This window comes from Peptostreptococcus anaerobius VPI 4330 = DSM 2949 (assembly GCF_000381525.1).
Taxonomy (GTDB): Bacteria; Bacillota; Clostridia; order Peptostreptococcales; family Peptostreptococcaceae; genus Peptostreptococcus; species Peptostreptococcus anaerobius.
This window is the reverse complement of record NZ_KB906624.1, coordinates 1-19,534: the sequence shown is the minus strand read 5'-3', so window position 1 is coordinate 19,534 and position 19,534 is coordinate 1. Positions and strand designations below refer to the sequence as shown.

The 19,534-nt window shown below is 41.7% G+C and carries 20 protein-coding genes and 2 pseudogenes; 10 read left to right on the top strand and 12 right to left on the bottom strand.

Going from position 1 to position 19,534, the window contains the following annotated elements:
* Positions 1–151: 151 nt before the first annotated feature.
* From uvrA to F823_RS0106615, 5 genes are all read right to left on the bottom strand, one after another.
* Positions 152–2,977, bottom strand: a complete 2,826-nt coding sequence (gene uvrA / locus F823_RS0106640) for an excinuclease ABC subunit UvrA (RefSeq protein ID WP_002843906.1) — start codon at positions 2,975–2,977, stop codon at positions 152–154.
* A gap of 31 nt (positions 2,978–3,008) precedes the next feature.
* Positions 3,009–4,988 carry an excinuclease ABC subunit UvrB gene (gene uvrB / locus F823_RS0106635; protein ID WP_002843903.1) on the bottom strand — a complete coding sequence of 660 codons (1,980 nt, stop codon included), beginning with the start codon at positions 4,986–4,988 and terminating at the stop codon, positions 3,009–3,011.
* Between the two features lie 111 nt (positions 4,989–5,099).
* Positions 5,100–5,495 (bottom strand): hypothetical protein, encoded by a 396-nt coding sequence (locus tag F823_RS0106630; protein ID WP_002843915.1) that lies wholly within the window; start codon positions 5,493–5,495, stop codon positions 5,100–5,102.
* Positions 5,496–6,021: 526 nt separating this feature from the next.
* The gene (locus F823_RS11260) at positions 6,022–6,390 is read right to left on the bottom strand and encodes an ABC transporter permease family protein (RefSeq protein WP_002845795.1); all 369 of its coding nucleotides are present in this window, start codon (positions 6,388–6,390) and stop codon (positions 6,022–6,024) included.
* 45 nt (positions 6,391–6,435) lie between these two features.
* Complete coding sequence (locus F823_RS0106615) at positions 6,436–7,146, bottom strand: hypothetical protein (RefSeq protein ID WP_242821689.1); 711 nt, start codon at positions 7,144–7,146, stop codon at positions 6,436–6,438.
* Here F823_RS0106615 and F823_RS11425 point away from each other — a divergent pair.
* The 4 genes and pseudogenes from F823_RS11425 (at position 7,146) to F823_RS0106595 (ending at position 9,306) form a co-directional block, all read left to right on the top strand.
* A complete protein-coding gene (locus tag F823_RS11425; RefSeq protein ID WP_002845793.1) occupies positions 7,146–7,274 on the top strand; it encodes a hypothetical protein in 129 nt (42 codons plus the stop codon). The genes F823_RS0106615 and F823_RS11425 overlap by 1 nt on opposite strands.
* A gap of 208 nt (positions 7,275–7,482) precedes the next feature.
* Positions 7,483–7,692 (top strand): annotated as a pseudogene (locus F823_RS11535) (transposase zinc-binding domain-containing protein); the annotation flags it as partial.
* 236 nt (positions 7,693–7,928) lie between these two features.
* Positions 7,929–8,732: pseudogene (locus F823_RS0106600) on the top strand (transposase); the annotation flags it as partial.
* Positions 8,733–8,973: 241 nt separating this feature from the next.
* Positions 8,974–9,306 carry a helix-turn-helix transcriptional regulator gene (locus F823_RS0106595; protein ID WP_002845790.1) on the top strand — a complete coding sequence of 111 codons (333 nt, stop codon included), beginning with the start codon at positions 8,974–8,976 and terminating at the stop codon, positions 9,304–9,306.
* 55 nt (positions 9,307–9,361) lie between these two features.
* Here the strand turns inward: F823_RS0106595 and F823_RS0106590 are convergent, their stop codons facing one another.
* From F823_RS0106590 to F823_RS0106570, 5 genes are all read right to left on the bottom strand, one after another.
* Positions 9,362–9,748 (bottom strand): metal-dependent transcriptional regulator, encoded by a 387-nt coding sequence (locus F823_RS0106590; protein ID WP_002845789.1) that lies wholly within the window; start codon positions 9,746–9,748, stop codon positions 9,362–9,364.
* The gene (locus F823_RS0106585; RefSeq protein WP_002845788.1) at positions 9,735–11,240 is read right to left on the bottom strand and encodes an ABC transporter ATP-binding protein; all 1,506 of its coding nucleotides are present in this window, start codon (positions 11,238–11,240) and stop codon (positions 9,735–9,737) included. The genes F823_RS0106590 and F823_RS0106585 overlap by 14 nt, the downstream gene beginning before the upstream one ends.
* Before the next feature lie 12 nt (positions 11,241–11,252).
* The gene (locus F823_RS0106580; RefSeq protein WP_002845787.1) at positions 11,253–11,984 is read right to left on the bottom strand and encodes an energy-coupling factor transporter transmembrane component T; all 732 of its coding nucleotides are present in this window, start codon (positions 11,982–11,984) and stop codon (positions 11,253–11,255) included.
* Positions 11,984–12,571: an MptD family putative ECF transporter S component gene (locus F823_RS0106575; protein WP_002845786.1), complete on the bottom strand. Its 588-nt coding sequence runs from the start codon at positions 12,569–12,571 to the stop codon at positions 11,984–11,986. The genes F823_RS0106580 and F823_RS0106575 overlap by 1 nt, the downstream gene beginning before the upstream one ends.
* Before the next feature lie 133 nt (positions 12,572–12,704).
* The gene (locus tag F823_RS0106570; RefSeq protein ID WP_002845785.1) at positions 12,705–13,322 is read right to left on the bottom strand and encodes a TetR/AcrR family transcriptional regulator; all 618 of its coding nucleotides are present in this window, start codon (positions 13,320–13,322) and stop codon (positions 12,705–12,707) included.
* Positions 13,323–13,446: 124 nt separating this feature from the next.
* Here F823_RS0106570 and F823_RS0106565 point away from each other — a divergent pair, with 124 nt between their 5' ends.
* Positions 13,447–15,216, top strand: coding sequence for an ABC transporter ATP-binding protein (locus tag F823_RS0106565; RefSeq protein ID WP_002845784.1), 1,770 nt, complete (start codon positions 13,447–13,449; stop codon positions 15,214–15,216).
* Positions 15,209–16,933, top strand: coding sequence for an ABC transporter ATP-binding protein (locus F823_RS0106560; protein ID WP_002845783.1), 1,725 nt, complete (start codon positions 15,209–15,211; stop codon positions 16,931–16,933). Before F823_RS0106565 ends, F823_RS0106560 begins: the two co-directional genes overlap by 8 nt.
* 199 nt (positions 16,934–17,132) lie before the next feature.
* On the opposite strand, the gene F823_RS0106555 is transcribed toward F823_RS0106560, so the two are convergent.
* Complete coding sequence (locus tag F823_RS0106555) at positions 17,133–18,059, bottom strand: ParB/RepB/Spo0J family partition protein (RefSeq protein ID WP_019595511.1); 927 nt, start codon at positions 18,057–18,059, stop codon at positions 17,133–17,135.
* A complete protein-coding gene (locus F823_RS10555; RefSeq protein WP_002845777.1) occupies positions 18,016–18,426 on the bottom strand; it encodes a ParA family protein in 411 nt (136 codons plus the stop codon). The genes F823_RS0106555 and F823_RS10555 overlap by 44 nt, the downstream gene beginning before the upstream one ends.
* Between F823_RS10555 and F823_RS11065 the strand changes: the two genes are divergently transcribed.
* The 4 genes from F823_RS11065 to F823_RS0106535 form a co-directional block, all read left to right on the top strand.
* Positions 18,386–18,541 (top strand): DUF4368 domain-containing protein, encoded by a 156-nt coding sequence (locus F823_RS11065; protein WP_002845776.1) that lies wholly within the window; start codon positions 18,386–18,388, stop codon positions 18,539–18,541. The genes F823_RS10555 and F823_RS11065 overlap by 41 nt on opposite strands.
* A 253-nt stretch (positions 18,542–18,794) precedes the next feature.
* Positions 18,795–18,935 carry a hypothetical protein gene (locus F823_RS11175; protein WP_002845775.1) on the top strand — a complete coding sequence of 47 codons (141 nt, stop codon included), beginning with the start codon at positions 18,795–18,797 and terminating at the stop codon, positions 18,933–18,935.
* A 96-nt stretch (positions 18,936–19,031) separates the two neighbouring features.
* The gene (locus F823_RS10550) at positions 19,032–19,226 is read left to right on the top strand and encodes a hypothetical protein (RefSeq protein WP_019595509.1); all 195 of its coding nucleotides are present in this window, start codon (positions 19,032–19,034) and stop codon (positions 19,224–19,226) included.
* 99 nt (positions 19,227–19,325) lie between these two features.
* A partial coding sequence (locus tag F823_RS0106535; protein ID WP_425256495.1) for a transposase occupies positions 19,326–19,534 on the top strand: 209 nt, incomplete at its 3' end.

Genomic DNA, 19,534 nt, shown 5'->3' with positions numbered 1-19,534 from the left:
ACAGTCTAATCATTAGTGTTTTAGGCATTTTATAGGTTAAACCCCTTATTAAAAAACACCTTATATATGAAAGATAAACACCTATATATTTCATTTTTCTGTATGCAATGTCTTCAATATAGTTTCTTTTCTTACTCCATAACCTTTTTTATTACTTCATAACCTTTTTTAGGTACTGGCCTGTATAAGAAGACTCTACCTTACATATATCCACTGGTCTTCCGGTTGCTATGATAGTACCTCCCATGGTACCTCCCTCTGGACCAAGGTCTATTATATGGTCAGCAGTCTTAATTACATCTAGGTTATGCTCGATTACTACCACAGTATTGCCCGTATCTGCCAATCTCTGAAGAACCTCTATAAGTTTCCTCACATCTTCTGAATGAAGACCTGTTGTTGGTTCGTCAAGTATGTACATGGTCCTACCTGTAGGTCTCTTTGATAACTCTGTAGCTAGCTTTATTCTCTGAGCTTCACCACCTGATAGCTGGGTTGAAGGTTGACCTAGTTTGATATAGGATAGACCAACGTCCATAAGACTCTCCAACTTTCTTTTTATGGATGCATGGTTCTCAAAGAATTCAAGAGCCTCTTCTACATTCATATCCAAGACGTCAGCTATAGACTTGTCCTTGTATTTTACCTGAAGGGTCTCCCTGTTATACCTTTCCCCCTTGCATACCTCGCATGGTACATATACATCAGGTAAAAAGAACATCTCTATTTTGAGTATACCATCTCCCTTACAAGCTTCACATCTACCTCCCTTGACATTAAATGAGAACCTGCCCTTTTTATAGCCTCTTGCCTTTGCCTCATTTGTAGAAGCAAATAGGTCTCTTATCATGTCAAATACTCCTGTGTAGGTTGCAGGATTAGATCTTGGTGTCCTTCCTATAGGTGACTGGTCTATATTTATTATCTTGTCTATATGCTCAGTTCCAAGTATCTCCTTGTGGTCTCCTGGTCTTACCCTGGACTTGTTTATTTTGTGGGTTAAGCCCTTGTACAAGATTTCATTTACCAAGGTTGACTTGCCTGATCCAGATACTCCAGTTACACAGGTAAACTTTCCAAGAGGGAATTTTACATTTATATTTTTAAGGTTGTTTTCCTTGGCACCGACCACCTCTACAAAATTACCGTTTCCTTCTCTTGTAGTTTCAGGTACTGGTATCTTGATTTCTCCACTCAAGTACTTACCTGTTATGGAGTTTGGATTTTTTATTATCTCTTCAACTGGACCCTGGGCTACTATTTCACCACCATGGATACCTGCAGCTGGTCCAATGTCTACAATGTAGTCTGCTGCCCTCATAGTATCTTCATCGTGTTCGACTACTATTAGGGTATTACCTAGGTCAGTTAAGTTTCTTAGGGTTGCTATCAACTTGTCATTATCCCTCTGGTGCAGACCTATACTAGGTTCGTCAAGGACATACAAGACTCCTGTAAGCGCAGAACCTATCTGGGTAGCCAGCCTAATTCTCTGGGCCTCCCCACCTGATAGGGTTCCTGCCTTTCTTGAAAGGGTAAGGTAGCCAAGACCTACGTTTTTCAAAAAAGATGCCCTCTCCCTAATTTCCTTTACGACATCCTTGGCTATATGCATATCCATTTCAGATAGGTTTAGCCCCTCAATATAGTCGATCAGGTCCTCAACTGACAGGTCTGTAACCTCCATAATATTTTTGCCACCTACCTTGACAGCTAAGACTTCTGGTTTTAACCTCCTGCCCTTACACTTTGGACAAGGCCTATCTGCCATAAAATCATCCAGCCTATCCCTCATTGCATCTGAGTTGGTCTCTCTATATCTTCTTTCCAAGTTTACAACAACACCCTCATAGTAATTTTGATAGGTCTTCATACCACCAAACTTGGAATCAAATTCAAATGTAAGCAGGGTGTTTTCCTTACCGTAAAGCAACTCCTCAACAAAATCATCTGGCAAGTCCTTAAAAGGTGTTTCTATAGAGACATTATACTTGTCACAAAGAGCCTTTACCATCATCGAGTAATATGTGTTATCGTTGAGACCATTTGTAGACCATGCAGCAATGGCTCCCTGCTTCAAGCTCAGCTCCTTATTTGGAACAACTAGGTCTACATCAACCTCTCTTGATTCTCCAAGCCCATTACATACATCACAGGCACCAAATGGAGCATTAAACGAGAACATCCTAGGCGATAATTCTTCTATGCCGATACCGTGGTCAGGACAGGCAAACTTAGTAGAATACATGGTTTCTTCACCATCTATAACATGGCATATAATTAATCCATCAGACAATTTTACAGCTGTCTCAACAGATCCAGCAAGCCTTGCTTCTATATTTTCCTTGATAACTATCCTATCTACTATTACCTCAATAGTGTGTTTCTTATTTTTCTCTAACTCAAACTCATCATTTACATCATAGGTTTCTCCGTCTATCCTAACCCTTACAAAACCTTCCTTCCTGATGTTGTCTATTACCTTTTTATGACTTCCCTTTTGTCCCCTAACTATAGGAGATAATATCTGTATTTTTGTCCTCTGCTCATGCTCCATTATTGAGTCCACTATCTCCTGGACTGTCATCTGGCTTATAAGCTGACCGCATACAGGACAATGTACCTTGCCTACCCTCGCAAACAAGAGCCTTAGGTAGTCATATATCTCTGTTACCGTACCAACAGTAGACCTAGGGTTTTTGGAAGTTGTCTTCTGGTCTATAGATATTGCAGGAGACAAGCCTTCAATTGATTCTACATTTGGTTTGCTCATCTGCCCCAAAAACTGTCTCGCGTAAGAAGACAAACTTTCAACATACCTTCTCTGGCCTTCTGCATATATTGTATCAAAGGCCAAAGACGATTTTCCTGAACCTGACAAACCCGTAAACACTATAAACTTGTCTCTAGGAAGGGTTAGGTCTACATTTTTCAGGTTGTTTTCTCTAGCGCCTCTTATCTTTATTAAATCCTTCATCAATACCTCTTTCTCTTTTTATTTCTAGTAGCTATTTTAATTTTTTCTCTAGTTCAGTAACCTTATCTCTTAATTCAGCTGCCAACTCAAAGTTTAACTTTTCCGCCTCTTCCATCATCTTAGACTTAAGTATTATAATAGTCGTAGCTATTTCATCCTGGTCCTTAAGACCCTTTATTCCTGATAGGTCATATGATTCTGCCTCTTCTGCTACCCTTGTTATGGCTATATTGTCCCTGATATTTTTTGAAATAGTCTTTGGTACAATGCCATGTTCTTCATTGTAGGCCATCTGGATTGACCTTCTTCTCTCAGTCTCATCAATTGCCCTCTTCATAGAGTCCGTAATCTTGTCTGCATACATTATTACCCTACCATTTGAATTTCTGGCAGCCCTACCAATGGTCTGTATTAGGGATGTCTCTGAACGTAGGAAGCCTTCCTTGTCAGCATCAAGTATTGCTATAAGGGACACTTCTGGTATATCCAGTCCCTCTCTTAGGAGGTTGATCCCTACCAATACGTCAAATTTACCAAGTCTTAGGTCTCTTATTATCTCAGTTCTTTCAAGTGTTACTATGTCTGAGTGAAGGTATTTGACCTTGATGCCTACTCCCTTTAAATAATTTGTAAGGTCCTCTGACATCTTCTTTGTAAGAGTTGTGATTAGAACCCTCTCTCCACTTTCTATAGTCTTATTTATCTCTACTAAAAGGTCATCTATCTGGTTATTTACCGGTCTTACATCGATTAACGGATCAAGTAGACCTGTAGGCCTTATTATCTGCTCTGCAAATACATCGGTGTGTTCCATCTCATATGGTCCTGGTGTAGCTGTTGTAAATAGGACCTGATTTAAGTTGGATTCAAATTCCTCAAAGTTAAGGGGTCTATTGTCATAGGCAGATTCAAGTCTAAATCCATTTTCTATAAGGGATTTTTTTCTAGACCTATCTCCGCCATACATACCCCTTACCTGTGGGAGTGTTACGTGTGACTCATCTACAATCAGCAAGAAATCATCTGGGAAGAAGTCCATCAATGTATATGGTTTTTCACCCTTTTTTCTTCCAGTTATATGCCTAGAATAGTTCTCTATACCCTGGCAAAAACCTATCTCCCTCAACATCTCTATATCATATTTAGTTCTTTGTTCAATCCTCTGGGCCTCTAACAACTTGTCATTGGCCTTAAAATCAGCTATGGCCTTTTCTAATTCTTCCTCGATAGAAATGATCGCCGATTCTATCCTCTCTGGCGTTGTAACATAGTGGGAAGCCGGGAATATGGCTATATGACCACGTTCAGCGACGACCTTGCCAGTTATATAGTCTATCTCTGTAATTCTGTCTATCTCATCACCGAAGAACTCAACCCTTATAGCCTTGTCATCAGTCGATGCTGGGAATATCTCTAATATATCCCCTCTAACCCTAAATGTACCACGGATGAAGTTGACATCATTCCTCTCGTACTGGATTTCAACGAGCCTTCTTATCACATCATCCCTATCCCTCATCATGCCTGGCCTCAGCGACAACATCAATTCCTTGTAGTCCTTGGGATCACCCAAACCATATATACAAGAAACTGACGAAATTATTATGGTATCTTGTCTTTCTAATATGGCAGCTGTAGCCGAATGCCTTAGCTTGTCGATCTCATCATTGATACTGGCATCTTTTTCTATGTAGGTATCAGAATGAGCAACGTAGGCCTCTGGTTGGTAGTAATCGTAATACGAAACAAAATACTCAACAGCGTTGTCTGGGAAAAACTCCTTAAACTCACCATATAGCTGGGCTGCAAGAGTCTTGTTGTGGGCCAATATCAATGTCGGTTTTTTTACTCTTTCAATTATATTGGCCATTGCAAAAGTCTTACCCGATCCAGTTACGCCGACTAGGGTCTGAAATTTATTTTTATTTTCTATAGATTTACATATTGTATCTATGGCCTTGGGTTGGTCACCCATAGGCTTAAAATCTGATTGTATTTTAAATTCAGGCATAGTTCTCCTTTATAAAATATATAACCTTTATTTCACCAATTTATATAGACCCATATCTACAAAAATAGACACAGGTCTTTACTAACTTTTCTCTTTAATTACTTAATATCTTTATATTATACCCTTATATTTTTCAATTATATCATTTGCTTGTTCTTTCTTTTCACTATTTTCTATCTCGAAGTAGTAATGTTTTCCCCAAGCACTCTCTATGTGGATACAATCCATATTATCCTTCTTATCAAGCTTCATATCCACTATATCAACTAATGGTATGTCAAGTTTAGTTATCTTCTTTGGTCGGCTACCATGCAAACTAGTCCTACTATACTCGGCTAAAAACTTGTCCTCTGTCAAATATATAGTATACAAATCTGGCTCAGGTCCTGAAGATTTATTGTGACCCAAAAGTGAATTTGCAACCATATTAATTCCCCTACTAGTCCTATCAAGTTTCCTGTATGTGGTTAAACTAGCTAATATTTTGTCCTTATTAATATTTACCATAATGCCTACCTCCTTGACTTTTCCTTCTTTCTTATATTTTACCACATAACTTGACTGCATACATTAAATAATTTCTTTTTATTATTTATTGAGTATTTGCAAGGCTTCTAGGTCATGGGTTATTATTTATGATTATTCATATGATGGAAGAAAACCCCCACCAAACCCCCATAAAAATAAGGGGGCTTAAGGCTCATTGAATTAGGGATTTTAAAAAAAACTGATTTAGAGAGTCTTTAGCTGGCAAGAGAAAAGGCTATGAGTTTTAATACTCATAGCCTTTTTCTTAAATACTCTTAAAAGTATTATCTGAGTTTTCGTTTATTGTTTTAAATCCACTTTTTATTGCTAGTAAAACTCCTGCAATCATAAATACAAATACTATTAGTAGAGGGATATAATTCATATTTATTATCAGACCTTTTACAGCAAATCCTAGTTCATAGTTGCTCCTGTAGGCTCTAAGTGTAATTCCCATAATGAACATAAAGATATAGGCTAAGAAAATATTTTCAAACAGTATTTTTCATTCTCCGAAGACCATCTTTTCCATTTGTTTTTCTGTCATATCTGCTGTTGATAGGAGTTTAAAATCATTGGTTCTTGCTCTAAGGTTGCCTTTAAAACTATTGTAGGCATTGGAAAGAGCGATTGTTATTAGAATGATTTGAATAGCTAGGTTTAAAAGTCTTTCATTCCTTGTTTGCTCTTTACTTGCTGCTTCTCTTACAATGTCTGTAGCTGTTCCATGGTCAGACTTTGGTACATAATTAGAAATCACTTTTTCGGAATCTTCAAATACTTTTTCTTTATTATTATCAGCATTTATTTTTACAAAATAATAATAAACTGGGTTGCCCTCATCTATTCCATACTCATCAACAAATTTTTTCATAGTACTTTCACTTGTAAAAATAGATATTTGATTGTCATTATAAGCTTATAGATTATAAGGCATTCCATCAATACTTGAATCTATCTTTATAGACATAGACTTACCATCTGCATTATATTTTAAAGTAATATCTCCAAATCCCTCATCAGAAATTTTTATATACTCGCTAAAAGCGTAAGGTGTTTTATTATCTTTTCTTATCTTATTAAGCAATAAATAAGATGCATGGGAGATGTTATTTTCTTTTAAAAGCTCTTCAAAATCTTCATCTGTTAAAGCGTATATACTAGCATATAGTCCATCTTCTGCTATTTTGCCACTAGCTAAAGAATCTTTTAAGTCCTTAGAAATTAAATCTTTATTATCGTCAACATAAAATTTTGTGTCATTTCTTTGATATAGGTGAAGCTCTTTTATTCCGTCAACTTTTTCTAAATCAGCTAATAAGTTTTTATCTAAATTCTTATCAGTGTAAATACTTGAATTAAAATTGTAAGGACTTTTATAAGAGTTATATTTTTCGTTCAAAGTTCTATATGATTGGCTAACTAAAATTGTAGTCAGTACAAAGGCAGAAAGAGCCATTGAGATTACAATAATTCGATAGGTTGATCGATATGACCTATAATAATCTTTTGCTAAAGTCTTTTCTATAGGTCCATTTATTTTTGACTTACCAAATTTAATATTTTTTTCTGTAATGCCATTTAATCCCTCAATAACCTTTATCTTTGAGCTTTTCTTTGCAGGAATCAATGCTGAAAAATAAACCATTAATAATGGATAACAAAATAATTATTAAAATAGACCCAATACTTGGTATTACTAAATTAAAGCCTGGAGATTTTAGACTTTCTCCTAAAATATTTGATATTTTTTTATAAGAGATAGAATTGTTAAATCACAACAAATATAAGAGCAAATTTGCAAAAGCCCAAGATAAGATTGTCCCTAAAACTATTGGCAGGGTGGAAAGTTTAAAGGCTTTCTTTCCTTCCACTTTTCATCCATAATAGATACATGAACGATAAGTGGGTCCTTTTTGGAAAAGAAACAGTCTAGCTGAACTCTCGCCGTAACCTCATTCAGCAGATGTGCTTTGAGCATTACGAAGAAATTCAGTATATTCTCAAGCCTCGGCCGGTTGTTATGGACAACATCAACCGACTGATCCGTTGCGGTGACCCTGATTATGGCGGCGCTCTTTTTATCTGTCCCGAATGCGGTGAGATTAAATTTGTTCCTTACCGTTGTCATTCAAAACTATGCAGCACCTGCGGCGCCATCTACTCTCTTAAACGTGCTCAGACAATGCAATCCATCATGATCGATGTCAAACATCGTCACATCGTTTTTACCATTGATGAAGCCTTGCGCCCTTTTTTCCTGCATGACCGTTCACTCTTGAATCTCCTCTTTGATTCCGTTGAAGAAGTTTTAACCTGTTTCTTTCAAAACATTGCCCATAAGACAAAGTGCGAGATCCTCAGGCCCGGTTTTACTATGACTCTCCATACCTTTGACCCCTTGAATGGAATCCACATATTCACGTTTTATGCACCGAAGGTGCCTTTAATCAATGGGGTGCATGGCGCCCTGTGGAGTTCTTCCCTTATGAGTTTCTTCGAAAATCTTTTCAAAAGGTTCTTCTTGATAAACTACGTCTTTCTATCGGTCCTTCTTTTCAAAAGCAAAAAGTTTCCTGTTATAAACATCATAAGGACGGTTTCTATGTCTATGCCCAGCCCTTCATAGATGATAAAGGAAAAGAGCACTTGCAGGGTGACATGTCCAGAAAGGATGTCGTCAAGTATGTGAGTCGCTATCTCGGCAGGCCAGTGATCGCCACCTCCAGGATTGACTCTTATGATGGCCAGACTGTCGTCTGGCACTATAACAAGCACGAAGACGAAACACTTGTTACGGTTTCACAGCCTGTTCTTGAATTCTTAAAGCTTGTCTTTATGCATCTTCCAGAAAAAAACTTTAAGATGATCCGCTACGGAGGGTTCTACGCAAGTAAGTGCAAAGTCAGGATCCATGCAAAAAAGTTCAAAGCCAAGCATGGCACGAAATCTTTATCTTTTACGAACTTGAGGGACTCCATCCTTAAATCTTTTGGGTATGATCCACTCATTTGTGCCAAATGCGGTGAGACCATGATCTTCGCAGCACTATATTTTCAATACAAAAAAATACCGTTGGAAGAAATCTATAGAGAGGCTATCATTAAACTACACGCTAAAGAAGACAGTCTCTTGATGACAAAAACTTCTTTATGCAGAAACATGAAGCCACATCTAATAAGATACTCTTACCAACGGCACACAACTAAACGATAAGTTTCCCCTCCACCACGGTCGGAAACTATCGATTTCATTATACCCTGTCTTGGATGTTCTATCCAGACCATTTCTTTGATTTACACTTTTTTTCTATAGAACATATGTTATGTCCTGTTCATGAGTTAATGCACTTTCCTATAAAGTAAAAAACCACTCTTCGTCACCTCACATAATAATATTTGTAACCCGTAAAATATTATTATGTGAGGTGACGGAGAGTGGATAAAAAATACGACTTATGGATTTTTCGTTTGGGACATCCTTGCGGAATGCCAGAGAAAAACGAAACTATAAGAGAGAACAGATTGCGGAGCGTGAAGAAATCAGTCCTCGTTTTTTAGCGGCCATAGAAAGCGGCAGGCGCAAGCCGAGCCTGGATGTCCTGATTCGCCTTGTCAATGCCATTGGCGCTTCTTTTGATGAAATTCTTGCACCGCAGGTGAACGCAGACAGCGAAATCGTTGACCGGATCATGCGGTTGGTTCCACAATGTAGCCAGCGGGATCAGGAGTTGCTACTTACCCCGGTTGACAAAATGCTGGATACCAAAGAGAAGAAATCTGACAAATAATGCGGTCGGGTGTATTGCCCGGCCGCATTGCTCTGTCCGTTACTGTATGGGCCAACTATTTACCCTTTTGAGAAGAATAGTAATCCCGAAGTTTCTCAAAGGATTCTATACTGATATTGTGTTCCATCCGGCAGGCGTCGTATTCCGCTCTCTTGGGATCAACGCCTGCGGCGATGAGCTTGTCGCGGAAGAAACAGTGCCGCTCGTAAATTTTCTCAGCAACTTCGCGGCCCATATCGGTCAGATGGAGAAAGCGATCTTCATCCATTGTGAGAAATCCGCCATCCCGTAAAGTCGCTACCGCATAGCTCACGCTGGGCTTTGACACCTCCATGTGCCGAGATACATCCACGGAGCGTACCATGCCTTTCTTTTTCTGGATTACCAACACAGCCTCCAGATAGTCCTCGCCGGAAGCGTACAGTTTTTTACCGGGAGTCATTGACTGAACCTGCTTCTTGCTCGCGGGAGAAGAAATCCAATAAGAGACTCTCAGCCTCCCCGTCCATAGGTCGATGCCACAACACCTTGCTCCCCTGAATGAACAACAGGTAGGTGCAGCATTTATAAATAAGTTCCGGGTCATGTGTAATCAGGAACAGGCTCTTTCCCAGTTCTTTCAGGCGGTTTAAGTTGTCTGATACCTCCAGCATATGCCGGTAATCCAATCCACTGGTAGGCTCGTCAAATATCAGGATCTTTTTGTCCGAGGCTATTGCACTGCCAATCGCCACCCTCTGTTTTTCACCGCCTGACAGGGACATGGGGTGCAGCTTTGCCTTCTCCAACAGGTCAAGGCTTGTCAGTATCTCCTTGGCGCAGTCTGTGTCTGCTTTCTCGTCCTCGCCATCCATACTAAGTAGCAATTCGTCCATCACATCTTCCGTGAATAGCTGATGATTTACATCCTGCATGACCATATAGGAGATATGCCTGCGCTGCTTCGCGTCATAGGAGGCCCCATCCATTTCAAGCACACCTCTCGCTTTTTTATCTAGACCGCACAGACACCGGGCGAAGGTGGATTTTCCTGCGCCGTTGTATCCGATGATGCCGATAATCTCGCCTTGAGGCAAGTTTAGGTCTGGAACATCCACATTGAGGGGGCCGTGCTTTTCATAGGAGAACCGGAATCCTTTGATATGCAATTTCGGAGCGGTCGGTTTGGGGGCAGCCTCTGGGGACAGGTGGAATGGGTCCAGTGCCCGTAACCCCATCCCCTGCAATTCATCGGGCGATAATTTTTGAAACTCCGCCCCGGTAAATTCCCGTACAATACTTCCATGCTTCATATAGAGAATTCGATCTGCATAGGGAACGAGATAATAAAGTCGGTGTTCCGCGACAATCACAGTCTTTTTCTCTGACTGCCAGTGCCGAATCATACCAATCAAATCTTCGATAGTGGCAATATCTAGGTTGGAGGATGGCTCGTCCAGTACAAAGATGTCCGGGTGGATTGCGTCGGCAGAGGCACAGGCTATTTTCTGTTTTTCTCCGCCGGAGAGAGCAAACAAGCTCCTGTTCAGCAGCTTTTCCAGCTTGAGGCTGCGGGCAGTCTCTTCCAGGCGCTCCCGCATCTCCGGGACCGGCAGGGCCATGTTTTCACACCCAAAAACGATCTCACTGGTGGTATCCACATTGTAGAATTGTGTTCTTGGGTTTTGGAATACAGATCCCACCCGTTGCCCGATTTGATAAAGAGGATAGTCTTTTAACTCTTTCCCATCTAAAAGGACTTGCCCGGTCAGCTTCCCGCCGTAATAATGCGGGATCAGGCCGTTGATTAGCCGAGTCAGCGTCGTCTTGCCGCAGCCGGACTCTCCGCAGAGCAGGATGGTTTCGCCATCCTGGATTGTCAGATTGATATGGCTTAGGTTGTTCTCGGTTTCCCCACTCTCATAGGTAAAGGAAACATCTTTCAATTCAATCACAGTATCACCTCCTTACAACGGGCTGAAAAAGTATGTAGAGAGCAGTGCAGTTACGGCAATCAGCACCGCCAGCAGATCCCAGCCGGTAAACCCGACCTTTGTGATATTGGTGCGCTGGACCGGGTTATCCAGGCCGCGGGTCAGGGCCGCCGCAGAGAGATCATCCCCGATTTTGACCACCGAGATCATCAGGGGAATAAAACGGTATTCAATCAGAGCGGCGGGGTTTTGCCAGAATTTCTTTGTTCCGAACTGAACCTCACGCATTCGCATGGCATCTTTGATGGCTGCCGACTCCTCTTGCATAGTGGGGATGAATCGAAACAGGACGGAGAGTGGAATAGTGATCTGCCGCCCAATGTGCATCCGGCCCAGCGCGGTAATGCACTCGCTGGCCGTGGTCGATTTGATGATGTAGGCCCCCATCACATAGGCCGGAAACAGCCGCAGGACCAGCCCCACCAGCAGGACTACCAGCATATTGACGATCATGGGGAACTGGACTGAGTTCTGGATGGCCTGCACAAACAGCCCGACCACAAACAGACAGAAGAACACGGTTGCCGTTTTATACTGCCGGTTAGTCAACAGCAGGATAAATGGGATCATCGCTACCGCAATCATAAAGGCGGTGTGGCTGTATAGGAATTCTGCAGTAGCGACAACGGCCATTAGCAAAAGTTTGGTTCGAGGGTCTAAGCAAAAGCCTGTTCTGTTTTCAACAACTGCTTGAAGCTGCTCCATTACACAATCCCCGCTCTTTCAAAGTGTTTTTTCAGCATTTTATGGCCCAGAAGCGCGCCCAGAATACCGCCCACAAACAGGAGCGCAAAGCCCACATACATCATCCAGGATGGCATCATGGATTGCAAAGTATTTGCGTACTGATCACCCATGGAGGTGTGAATGTTTTTCCAATATGCTTCGCCGGCAAACCAGAGATTGGCGGGGCAGCCCATGAAGCCGAAGCAAAAGCAGGCATAGCTCAGAACATTGACCTTAAATTTCTGATAGCCACCGATTTTGAGCACGACATCGCTTAGAATACCGCCGAGAAACCAGCCGAGCAGGCCAATCCATCCATAACCAATGAGGTAGAAGAAAATACCACCAATAGTGCCAGTAATGGTAAGCATTCCGAATTTTCTGATTTTCGTGTAATACAGCATCATAGGGATGCCGCAAACGATCGGCCAGATCAGGAACAAGAACGGGTATACTACCGGCAACGCAGTCAGCAGTCCAACAACAAAGAAAACAACCAAGGTCATGGCAGAATAGATGCCGATGTTAATAAGGTCTTTACCTGTGAGTTTATTTGTATTTTCCATTTTCAAAAAGTCCTTTCCATATAATTAGATAAATAAATGAGAAACAAAAATTTCTTTATGCAAAAGCAATGCTACAGACGCACCTCCTATATATAGTTAGACTACGCTAACTTATGGTTAAAAATTTTGGGGATCAAATCCCCAAAACGTTTTGCCACCCGGAACTGAAAAAAGTGGCTAATGTATGAGCGTATTTTATCGCAGCATCTTTTGAATAATTGTGCAAGACAATTTCTGCGATAGATGAATAGTAAGAATGAACGAGCATATGCCACTCGTCATCCTCCAGATCATGTACGGAAACTCCGCGATCTTTCAGCTCTGCTATTAGCTTTTGTGTCTCCCGAACATCGGAACGCACCACATCATCCAGAAAAGAAGTATATTTTGTGCCGGCAGACTGCATCAGCAACAATTTGAATACATCGAAATGTTCGTAAATGTATTCGATAATCTGACGGATCGTATCCTCCGACAGTTTCCAGAGCTGCTTTAATTCATCCGTCCGGGCCAATTCAAAGTGCTTGACAACAGAATCGGAATACATCTCGGATACCGCCTGAACTACTGGCTCTACAAGTGCGCCAAACAAAGCCTCTTTATCCTCAAAGTGATTGTAAAAAGCCCCATTTGTCACATGAGCAGCCTTGCAGATTTCACGGATACTGGCACGTTCAAACCCGTTTTCCAGAAAATGTTCTTTTGCACAGGCCAAAAGATTTTCATGGGTCTGTTGAAAATCCCTTGACATTTCTATCCCTCCATCCTATACTTATATTACATTGTAATATTACACCGTAATTTGAATTATAGCACGGTTACACGAAAAATGCAATACCTTTCTTGCATTTTGTGGCCTGAAAGGAGGCTTTCTTATGTCCCAAAAAAAACCGGGTGCAATCCGCCAACTATTTGCTTTTGTAGGTGAGAGTAATGGCAAAATGCGCATCTCTATTCTTCTTGCTGTGTTGGGAGAGATATTTGGTATCGTACCATTCCTAATGGTGGCACTGTTAGCAGATGAACTCTATCACGGTACAGCTACTCCGCAGAGCGTTTTGTTTTTCAGCGGAATTGCTGCCATATGTCAGATTATAAAAATGCTTCTTACATGGCGTTCCTCTCTTATGTCCCACAAAATCTCTTTCACGATTTTGAAAAATATCCGTGAAGCAATCACAGATCGGATGGCAAAAGTCCCAATGGGTGTTATGCTGGAAACGCCCACAGGAACTTTCAAAAACCTGATTGTAGACAATGTTGCGAAGCTGGAAGATTCTATGGCTCATTTTATGCCAGAGTTGCTATCGAATATTGCAGCGCCGTTGTGCAGCATCCTCCTGATTTTTATTATGGACTGGCGCATGGGGCTTGCATCCCTAATCACAATTCCACTGGGTATTCTCTTTTTTGCTGCTATGATGCGCGGTTATGGCCCCCGAATGGAGAATTATATGCGCTCTGCGAATGATATGAATAGTTCTTTAGTGGAATACGCCAACGGTATTCAAGTCATTAAAGCCTTTAATCGCTCTGCTTCTTCTTATGGAAAATACTCGGAATCTGTCAACTATTTTCACGATTCCACAATGGAGTGGTGGAGCCAATGCTGGTTCTGGAACGCCGCAGCGAGGGCCGTTCTGCCCTCTACTCTTTTGGGTACATTACCAGTTGGCGCATGGCTCTATATGGAAGGAACGCTTTCACTTCCCGTATTTTTAATATCTTTAGTAGTTCCGCTGGGGTTTGTTGCTCCATTGATGAAAGTGTCTGAAGCGATGGAGCAAGTCAGCATGATAAAAGGTAATTTGGAGCAAGTAACAGCTTTCCTAAAAACCCCGGAACTTGTTCGCCCCTCTGAACCTGTATCTTTGGGAGAACGTACTTACCAATTCGAGGACGTACATTTCGGTTATAAAGAAACCGAAGTTCTCCACGGTATTTCTTTTCAAACCAGACCCGGCACTATGACGGCTATTGTTGGACCTTCCGGTTCTGGTAAATCCACGATTGCGAAACTGATGGCTGGTTTTTGGGATGTGACTTCCGGCTCTGTGCGTTTCGGCGGCCAGGATATTCGTCAAATCCCTTTTGAGCAGTTGATGGGTGAAATCAGTTATGTGGCACAGGACAATTTCCTATTCGACAAATCCATTCGGGAAAATATCCGCATGGGTAATCCGGCAGCAACAGATGAAGAAGTAGAAGCTGCCGCAAAAGCTGCTAACTGTCATGACTTTATTATGCAGTTAGAGCAGGGGTATGACACACTGGCCGGTTATGCCGGAGACCGTCTTTCTGGCGGGGAGCGCCAGCGTATTACGATTGCGCGGGCCATGCTAAAACCGGCATCCGTAGTCATTTTAGACGAGGCCACTGCCTATGCTGATCCAGAAAATGAGGCACTCATTCAACAGGCAATCAGCAAATTAGTGGCTGGAAAGACATTGATTGTTGTAGCGCACCGTTTGAATACGATTCGCAATGCCGACCAAATTCTGGTTGTGTCAAACGGAAATATTGCAGGCCGTGGGACACAAGAAGAACTTCTCCGGGAATGCCTCATCTATCAAAAGATGTGGCAAGATTATGCCGGAACCATAGAAGAAGCAGACATGAAGGGAGGAGTGGAAAACCATGTTTGAAATGATACGCCGAATTTTTAAGATTGCGGGTAGAAGCCGAAAGAAAATCATCGTTGGCATCACATTTAATATTCTCAAATCCTTTTTCAACAGTTTTATGATGTTCGGTGTTTTTTGGATTTTATTGCATTTAGAAAATCTTACACCCACTATTATCCTGCAAGCCTTTGGCGTTGTATTAGGAAGTGTTATCGGACGCTTTTTCTTCCAATGGATGTATGACCGTACCATGAGTGGAACGGGATATGATATTTTCCGTGATTATCGTCTGGAAATAGGAGAAAAATTGAAACAGGCTCCTATGGGCTACTTTTCAGAGCAAAATTTAGGAACTATTCAGACAATACTTACTACGACGATTGCGGATTTAGAGGGTTACTCCATGCTTGCAATCGAGCAGATGACAAGCGGTGTTGCTATGGCAGCTCTCATGTCAATTATGATGTTCTTTTTCAACCCAATTATTGCCATTTTGAGTCTGATCGGGCTATTATTAGGTTTACTTGCTCTTCGTTGGGTCCGCAGTAGAGCCGCACAATATACTCCCATTTATCAAGAAGCACAGGAAAATCTGGTGAGTAAATCAATGGAATATATCCGAGGGATTTCTGTTCTACGCTCTTTCTCCAAAGGTGAGGAAGGACAACGAGAAGTACGCAGCGCATTTCAAAAAAAGTGGGATGCAGATTATGGGCAGGAAAAAGCCACAACCGGAGTTCTTCGTTTTTATATTCTGGTATATAAGCTCATGAGCTGTGTGCTGATTGCTGTGGCAGCATTGATTTTCATGGCAGGAGAAATTAGTTTGCCGTATTGTTTGACTTTCCTGTTTTGTGCGTTTACGGTGTACTCTGATTTGGAAACTATGGGAAACAGTGCTTTTTTGAGCAAGAAAATAATCACAGAACTGGAACGTTTGGAAGAAGTCACCAATATACCGCAAATGGATACCAGCACAGATAAATTAGAAACTTCCCACTACGATATAGCACTGGATTATATCTCGTTTGGCTATGGCAAGCGGCAGGTTATCCATGACATCTCTTTGGAAATTCCAGAACATACAACCTGTGCTATTGTAGGGCCATCCGGCAGCGGTAAAACAACTTTGTGTAATTTAATTGCCCGATTTTGGGATGTGCAGGACGGCGCTGTTCGGATTGGAGGAAAAGATGTCAAAAACTATACTGCGGATAGTATTTTGGAATATATCAGCATGGTCTTTCAGAATGTGTATCTTTTTCACGATTCCATTGAAAACAATATCAAATTTGGTAAGCCGGACGCCACACATGAAGAAGTGGAAGCCGCCGCAAAACGCGCTTGCTGCCATGATTTTATTTCTGCATTGCCAAATGGTTACAATACAATCATTGGTGAGGGCGGTTCTACACTTTCCGGAGGCGAAAAGCAACGGATTTCTATTGCTCGCGCCATGCTAAAAGATGCCCCCATTATCATTTTAGATGAAGCCACTTCCAGCGTCGATCCAGAAAATGAGCAAGCACTTCTGTCGGCCATTGCAGAACTAACAAAGAATAAAACATTGATTTCGATTGCCCATCGCTTGAGTACGGTGCAGAACGCAGATCAAATTGTTGTAATAAATCAAGGTAGAATTGTTCAGCGGGGAACTCATCATTCTTTGATTTCACAAGAAGGAATTTATAGAAATTTCTTAAAGCAAAAACTTGAATCCGCTGGATGGGCACTCTAATTAAGTTAAGTACTTTTCAGGGGCAAACTCATTGTAGCAAGCAATGCCGGTGTTAATACACTCGGCCCGCAGAGGGAAAAATCCTGCCGTGATTTTCCCCTCCGCTTTGCTTGTTGAGGGCAGCGCCCCCAAACCCCTTTGAACACAGAATTTCATTCTGTGGCTACGCGTTCTACGAACACTTTTGACCAGGACCAGCTTACCGCTGGCCGTGGTCTTTTTCCTGTTCCTTTTTCTGTTCTTCGTCCATTTTCAGCAGCCGATCCACATTGGCTTTGGCAGTCAAAAGCTCCCGCATCTCTTCACGGGAACGCCGGTACTCGGCGTAGGTTTTCTTCTTTTCCTCCAGCAGTTTGGCATACTCGGCTTGCAGGTCTTTGACCTTGGGCGGCTCCGGCTGCACGATGGATTTTTTACGGGGCGTATGCTGTTTTTCTCCGGCCAGCACCGCACGGATTTCTGATTCACTGTACCCGGCCCCCAGTAGGAACGACAGCTCATACGCCGGATTGAGAGCGATTTTTCGCTCATCCACCATATCCATCAGTTCGGGAATCAGTTCGGCCAGGCGTATATAGCGGGAAATCTGGTTACGGCTTTGGCCGACCTGTTCTGCCAAAATTTCTCTGGATTCTTTACCAGCCAACTTCCGCCCAACTTGGGCGGAAGTTAAATCCATGCGTTCTCCCTGATGTCGCATAGCCTCCAGCTTCATCTTATAAGCGAAAGCTCTCTCACTGGGGAGCAGGCTTTCACGCTGAAAGTTGCTGTCCACCATAATGATGGTGGCAGCATCATCGTCCAAATCCCGGACAATGACCGGCATGGTTTCTTTCTCAGCCAGTTCACTGGCCCTGTGCCGCCTGTGTCCGGCTACCAGCTCGTAGCCGCCCTCCGGGTCAGGTCTTGCAATCGCCGGAACCAGCACACCATACTGCTTGATACTGTCCGCAGTTTCCAGCATGGCTTCATCATCCTTGACTTTGAACGGATGGTTCTTAAAAGGATGCAGTTCAGACAAGGGGATTTCCTGAATCTTCTCCAGCCGTTCTTCCAAACGGCTTTCCTCGGTGGAAAACAAGTCATCTACCGATGCCAGCTCTACTTTTTTCGCGCTGCTTTTCAAGTTTCGTCACCTCCTGCGTCAGATTTCGATACCCCTCTGCCACCTTGCCGCTAGGGTCATGGGCGAAAATACTTTTTCCCTCTGCGCTAATTTCCTTTGCACGGACAGAGTGTGGAATCTCCGTTCCAAAGACTTTGATTTTACTTCCATAGGTGTCCCGCAGCAAAGCAGCAATCTCTTTGGCAAAGTTGGTGCGGTTATCCACCATCGTCAGCAGGATACCGTCAATCTGGAGCTTTGGATTGATCTGCCGTTTCACCTTACTGACCGTAGATAGAAGCTGTTCCAGGCCCTTGGCGGGCAAATACTCCGCCTGGACGGGGATTATGGCCCTGTTGGCAGCAGCCAAGGCGTTGACCGTGAGCATCCCCAAGGAGAGCTGGCAGTCAATCAGGATAAAGGAACTCGATCCAGAAATAATAAGAACTTTTGTAGATAAGATTTATGTAGAACAATCAGAAAAAGTCCCAGGTACAAATTAAAAGAAACAAAGCATTTGGATTTATTGGAACTTTATAGGGAAAATTGACATATAAAAATCGGCACAAAGGTCATACCTTCATGCCGATTAAATTTTAAGGAAATAAATCCCTAATTAAGAGCCCCTTAAGGCCCCCTTATTTTTTTTAAAAAAGTTTATAAAAAGTATCGGCATATTTTACTATCGGTAGTATAATGTAAGTATAGTAAGCAATAACTTGCAAGTAAGCTAGCAAGAGCAGAAAGGAGACAAAAATGGACGAGGAAATGAATTTGGCAGAAACTTTAAAAGAAGAAATTGAAAAGAGAGTACTTACTGAAATGTTACTTCTAGTAAAAGAAAGTAAGAGTGTCGAAGAAATCGAAACAAAAATCAAAGCCCTACTAAATAAGTAATCAAATAGCAGGGCAAATACAAAAAACACTACTGAGGTGCTTGCTCACCTCTCTAGTGATTTAATTATATCAGAGCAAGAGGAAGGATACAAGGTGATGGAAGATAAAAACAAACAAACAATATCAAATAAAAAGTGGCAAGAAAAAAATAGGGAATATGCTAGATATTTAAGAAATCGTTCTACAGCAAGAAATTTCATCAAAAAACAGGCTACTCTAGATGATATTGAAGAGATGGAAAATTTGATGAAAATAAGAAAAAAAGAACTGAAAAAAACGGGTGGCATCTAAGGAGTGTATGTAAAAAAGTCTGTAAAATTGTAAGTCCTTCTATGGTAAAATTATTATCATAGGAGAACTTTTGTTATGGGAAGAAGAAAAAGAGAACCAATGAATCCAGCTAAGAAAAATATTGTAAGGGAATTAATAAAAACTTATGATATAAAAACAGCTAATGATATTCAAGAAGCTTTAAAAGACTTGTTAGGAGAAACACTACAGGATATGTTAGAAGCAGAAATGAATGAGCATTTAGGATATGAGAAATATTCTAGGGATGAAGACGTTGAAAACAGCAGAAACGGTTATAAGAGTAAAAA